This is a genomic window from Pseudomonas sp. SDO5591_S426, from assembly GCF_054070755.1.
In genome coordinates this window covers 1-4,339 of record NZ_JBSVXD010000300.1, presented here as the reverse complement: position 1 = coordinate 4,339, position 4,339 = coordinate 1, and the positions used below count along the sequence as shown (strand labels likewise).

The following is a 4,339-nucleotide window of genomic DNA, read 5'->3' as shown; positions in this document are numbered from 1 at the left end:
CACAGGTTTTTGTGGTGTATCCGCATTTTTCGGCATCACTCAAATCACTGTGGGAGCGGGCTTGCCCGCGATGGCGTCAGACCAGTTCAACTCAATGCCATCAAAAATCCACAGTCGCCGACAGCAAATAAGTCCCCGGCGTCGCCAGCGTCAACCCAGGCTCGCTGTCATCCGAAGCCCCCGCCGAACTCCAGTAGCGCTTGTCCGCCACGTTCTCGACATTCGCCCGCACGGTGATGGTCTTTTCGTCGACCCTGAACGCATACCGCGCGCCCACGTCGAACCGCTCCCACGAATCGATTTCCTTGTTGTTGGACTGATCCAGATACTGCGAACTGGAATAGATGCCACGACTGGTCAGGGTCAAGCCTTGCACACTCGGCACATCCCACTCGGCGCCCAGATTGACGTTGTACTTCGGCGTGGCCGGCGCCCGGTTGCCGTCGAAAGTGCCGTTGGTGGTGTCGTTCAATTCGCTGTCGATGTACATCACACCGCCGAGCAGGCGGAAACCCTTGAGTGGCTCGCCGAACACGCTCAACTCCACACCATCATTCTGCCGTTTGCCGTTCGGGCCGAAGACCCGCGTCGTGGCGTTGGTCTCGTAGGCCGGCTGCTTAATTCGGAAAACCGCGGCGGTTAGGGCGAACGCACCCGCGTCGTACTTGGCACCGACCTCGACCTGACGACTGATGAATGGAGGAAAAATCTCGTCCTCGTTCACCGAGGTCGACGGTGCGATCTTGCCCTGGCTCAGGCCTTCCATGTAGTTGGCGTACAGCGACAACTTGTCGGTCGCCTTGAACAGAATGCCGCCCGATGGCGAGAATTTTTCCTCGTCGTAGGCGGTGTCGCCTTTGACGTCATCCGACCAATCGTCGACCTTCACCCGCTGCCAGCGGCCGCCGAGGGTCAGCAGCAAGCGGTCATCGAAGAAGCCCAGCGTGTCGGACAACGCCACGCTGCTGAAGCGGTTCTCGGTGTAGACCTCTGGATCGAAACGCGTCGGGCGGACGGGTGTAGGCGTTTCCCGAGGGTTGTAGAGGTTGCTGGGGGCCGCGGCATAACGGGAGCCACCATTTTCGAAGTCCATGTAGAAGTAGCTGGCCGCCAGGTTGACCTGATGGCTCACCGGACCGGTATGGAACCAGTTGCGCACGCCCGCCGTGGCCGTGCGGACATTTTCGTCGCGGGTGAAATCACGCGGCAGAACGCTGAAATCGCCAGCATCATTGGTGACGGAAACGGCATGCCGAAGAAAATCATGATTACTTTTGCGCGCGCCCACTCCGCCGTACAACATGACCGAATCACTGACATCGAACTCTCCGTTCAGCGTGCCGAAGGTGTCCGTGGTCCGTGCCTGGCTCCAAGGCTGCGCATAGTTGTCGCGGACATCGTTGGCATTCGGCACTTTCGCGTTGGCGCCAATCTGCACGCGCTCCTGCGGCGCATCGGTATCGCGCTCGGTGTGGCCGATGTCGGTCGAGAGGCGCAGGCGCTCACCGCGAAAATCCAGGCCCAGCACGGCCATTTCACGATCGACACTCTGGTGATCCCAGTCGGTGTCGCCGGACTGCTTCACGCCATTGAAACGAACGCCGAACATGTCGCCCTCACCAAAACGCCGACCGACATCCACGGCACCGCCGACCTGATTGTTGGACGCGTAACTACCGGTGAACGAGGTGATGGGCTGGTCGGTCGCACGCTTGGGTACCACGTTGATCCCGCCACCCACGCTGCCTCGCGGCGAGATGCCGTTGATGAGCTGGCTCGGACCTTTGAGGATGTCGACGCGGTCGGCCATCTCCATGTCGATCGTATAGGTCGGCAGGATGCCGTACAGACCGTTGTAGGAAACATCGCTATTGAACAGGCTGAGCCCGCGAATGGTGAATTGCTCGTAACGCCCGCCCGCCGGGTTGGTGGCGCGAACCGAAGGGTCGCTGGCGACCAGGTCGCCCAAGGTGCGGGCCTGCTGGTTTTTCACCGTTTCGCTGGTGTAGGTGGTCATGCTGAACGGCGTTTCCATGAAGTCTTGCGAGCCTAGCAAGCCTTGCGATCCGCGACGCGCAACCTGTCCACCGGCATACGGATCGCCATGTTCGGTATCAACGGCACCGAGAATCGAAGTCGCGCCCAATTGCAGGCTGGCGCCACTTGGTGCCGGAATCAGGATGTACGCCTGCTCGCCCACCGGCTGCAATTGCAGTCCGGAATTTTGTAGCAGGCGAGCAAAGCCCTCTTCCACTCCGTAGTCACCGGACAAACCGGCACTGCTGCGACCGCTGACCAGCGCCGGATCGACCGACAGATTGACCCCGGCCAAACCCGCGAACCGTGTCAACGCATCGCTCAGGCTGCCGGCGGGCACCTGGAAGCTGCGGCGGGCGGCGTCTTCGGCCCAGCCGTTGGTGATGAAAAACGGGCTGGCGCTCAAGCTCAGCAACAGGCTCAGGCGCAACAACGGGCGCAGACCGGACGACGCCGGGCGCGGACAGCAAGGCTTTACTGCGGGCATTGAAAAAGCTCTCTTGTGCGTTCAGTTGCCTTGAATGACAAGCGAGTGGAAAAAAGGGGACACGCTTCAGACAACTTTTTTGCGCGGCAGTAACGTCACCCAGTAACGGGTGCGCGTTTGCACCTCCAACGGCAGGCTGACTGCCAGCAACGCGAGAATGCGATCGGTGTCATCGAGGCGAAAACTTCCGGTGACCCGCAGCGCTTCGAGTTCCGGCTCCCAACGCAAAACACCCGGTCGATAGGTATCGAGTACACGCAGGAAATCCCCCAGCGGCTGGTTGTTCGCCATCAGCACACCTTCACGCCAACCGGGTTGCAGCACATCAAAGGCTTGCACCGCACCGGCGCCTGCGGCTTGAAGATTCACCTGCTGACCCGCGCGCAGCGTCAGTGTTGAGCCCTGCAACGGTTGCAACTGCACGGCGCCGTTGAACACCGAGACTCGACAACCGCGATTGTCCTGGCGCACGCAGACTTCGCTTTGGCTGACGATCACTTGACCGAAGCGGGTCTGGATAGTCAATGGCGAGACACCCGACACCTTCAGCGACATTTCGCCCTCAACCAGCTTCAACCGGCGATTCGGCAAATCCACATCGACGGCGCTGGCGGTATTCAGTTGCAGGGAGCTGCCATCCGCGAGATGCACTTGTTTGCGCTCGCCAGTGGCGGTGTGTAGATCGGCGCGCCAGACGTCCATAGGCAATTGCCGGCTGATCAGCCAGGCTGCGGGCACCAACGCTACGGCGCCCAATGCGCGTTTGAGCACCACGCGACGTCCAGGATCGGGACGGTCGAGGCTGCTCAGGGCCAACGCTGAAGGCAGGTCGGAAAAGCGCTGACGCAAGGCTTGCGCCTTCTTCCAGGCTTGCTCATGGCTGGGCGACGTATCGCGCCAGCGCTGCAAGTTCGCGCGATCCTGCTCGGTGGCACCACCGGATTCGAGCAAAGCCAGCCATTGCGCGGCCGCTCGCACCACCTGACGGGCATCGGGCGCGGCGCTGTTCACAGTTCCACCAACAGGCAATGCTCGTAGGCTTGCGCCATGTAGCGTTTGATCGTGCGCTCCGAAACCTTCAATCGTTCGGCAATTTGCTGGTAGGTCAGGCCTTCGAGCTGACTCCAGACAAATGCTCGTCGCACTGCTCGCGGCAATCCATCGAGCAATTCGTCCAGGGCTTGCAGGGTTTCCAGTAGTAACCAGCGCTGCTCAGGGGACGGCACACAGTCTTCCGGCAGAGATGCCAAGGCATTCAGGTAGGCCTGCTCGAGACTGCGGCGCTGATAGAAGTTGCTCAGCAGGCGTTTGCCCACTGTCAGCAGGTAGGCGCGGGGCTCATGCAGATCTGCGATCCGCTGGGAGCTGGCGAGCAAACGCAAAAACGTATCCTGACTGAGATCCGCCGCATCGCAGGCATTGCCCATGCGCCGCCTTAACCAGCTCTCAAGCCAGCCACGGTGATCGCGGTACAGGTCGTGAAGGGTTTGCTCCTTCGGCATCGCTGCATCACTCATCTCAAGAAGCCCTGTGCCAGGAGTCGTAAATGAGAGTGATTCTAATTAATGTTACAGCAACGAACCAAGCGCTTTATGCACAGCACGTGCAGAAAGATTGGGCGGTAAGAGCGAAAGAGTAGAAAAAAGCCAAATTTCAGACACAAAAAACCCCGGTCTTTCGACCAGGGTCTTTGCTATCGACTCGAAGTAAACCAGTGGCTTTCTTCGTAGCTCCGAGGCGTTCAGTAGGCCTCAGTGCAGATATGGCGCAGCGGACGGGACTCGAACCCGCGACCCCCGGCGTGACAGGCCGGTA

3 protein-coding genes are annotated in these 4,339 nt (G+C 60.3%); all 3 read right to left on the bottom strand.

Features of this window, described 5'->3' with window-relative positions; translation table 11 throughout:
* Positions 1–100: 100 nt before the first annotated feature.
* Positions 101–2,524: a TonB-dependent siderophore receptor gene (locus tag ACW9JC_RS28900; protein WP_457459307.1), complete on the bottom strand. Its 2,424-nt coding sequence runs from the start codon at positions 2,522–2,524 to the stop codon at positions 101–103.
* 66 nt (positions 2,525–2,590) lie between these two features.
* On the bottom strand, positions 2,591–3,535 hold the full coding sequence (locus ACW9JC_RS28895) for a FecR domain-containing protein (protein WP_457459305.1): 945 nt from the start codon (positions 3,533–3,535) through the stop codon (positions 2,591–2,593).
* A complete protein-coding gene (locus ACW9JC_RS28890; RefSeq protein WP_457459303.1) occupies positions 3,532–4,041 on the bottom strand; it encodes a sigma-70 family RNA polymerase sigma factor in 510 nt (169 codons plus the stop codon). Before ACW9JC_RS28890 ends, ACW9JC_RS28895 begins: the two co-directional genes overlap by 4 nt.
* Positions 4,042–4,339: the final 298 nt, after the last annotated feature.

Bases quoted from the DNA above. Each gene is read 5' to 3' on its own strand.
- ACW9JC_RS28900 (WP_457459307.1), bottom strand. From the start codon at position 2,524: ATGCCCGCAGTAAAGCCTTGCTGTCCGCGCCCGGCGTCGTCCGGTCTG.
- ACW9JC_RS28890 (WP_457459303.1), bottom strand. From the start codon at position 4,041: ATGAGTGATGCAGCGATGCCGAAGGAGCAAACCCTTCACGACCTGTAC.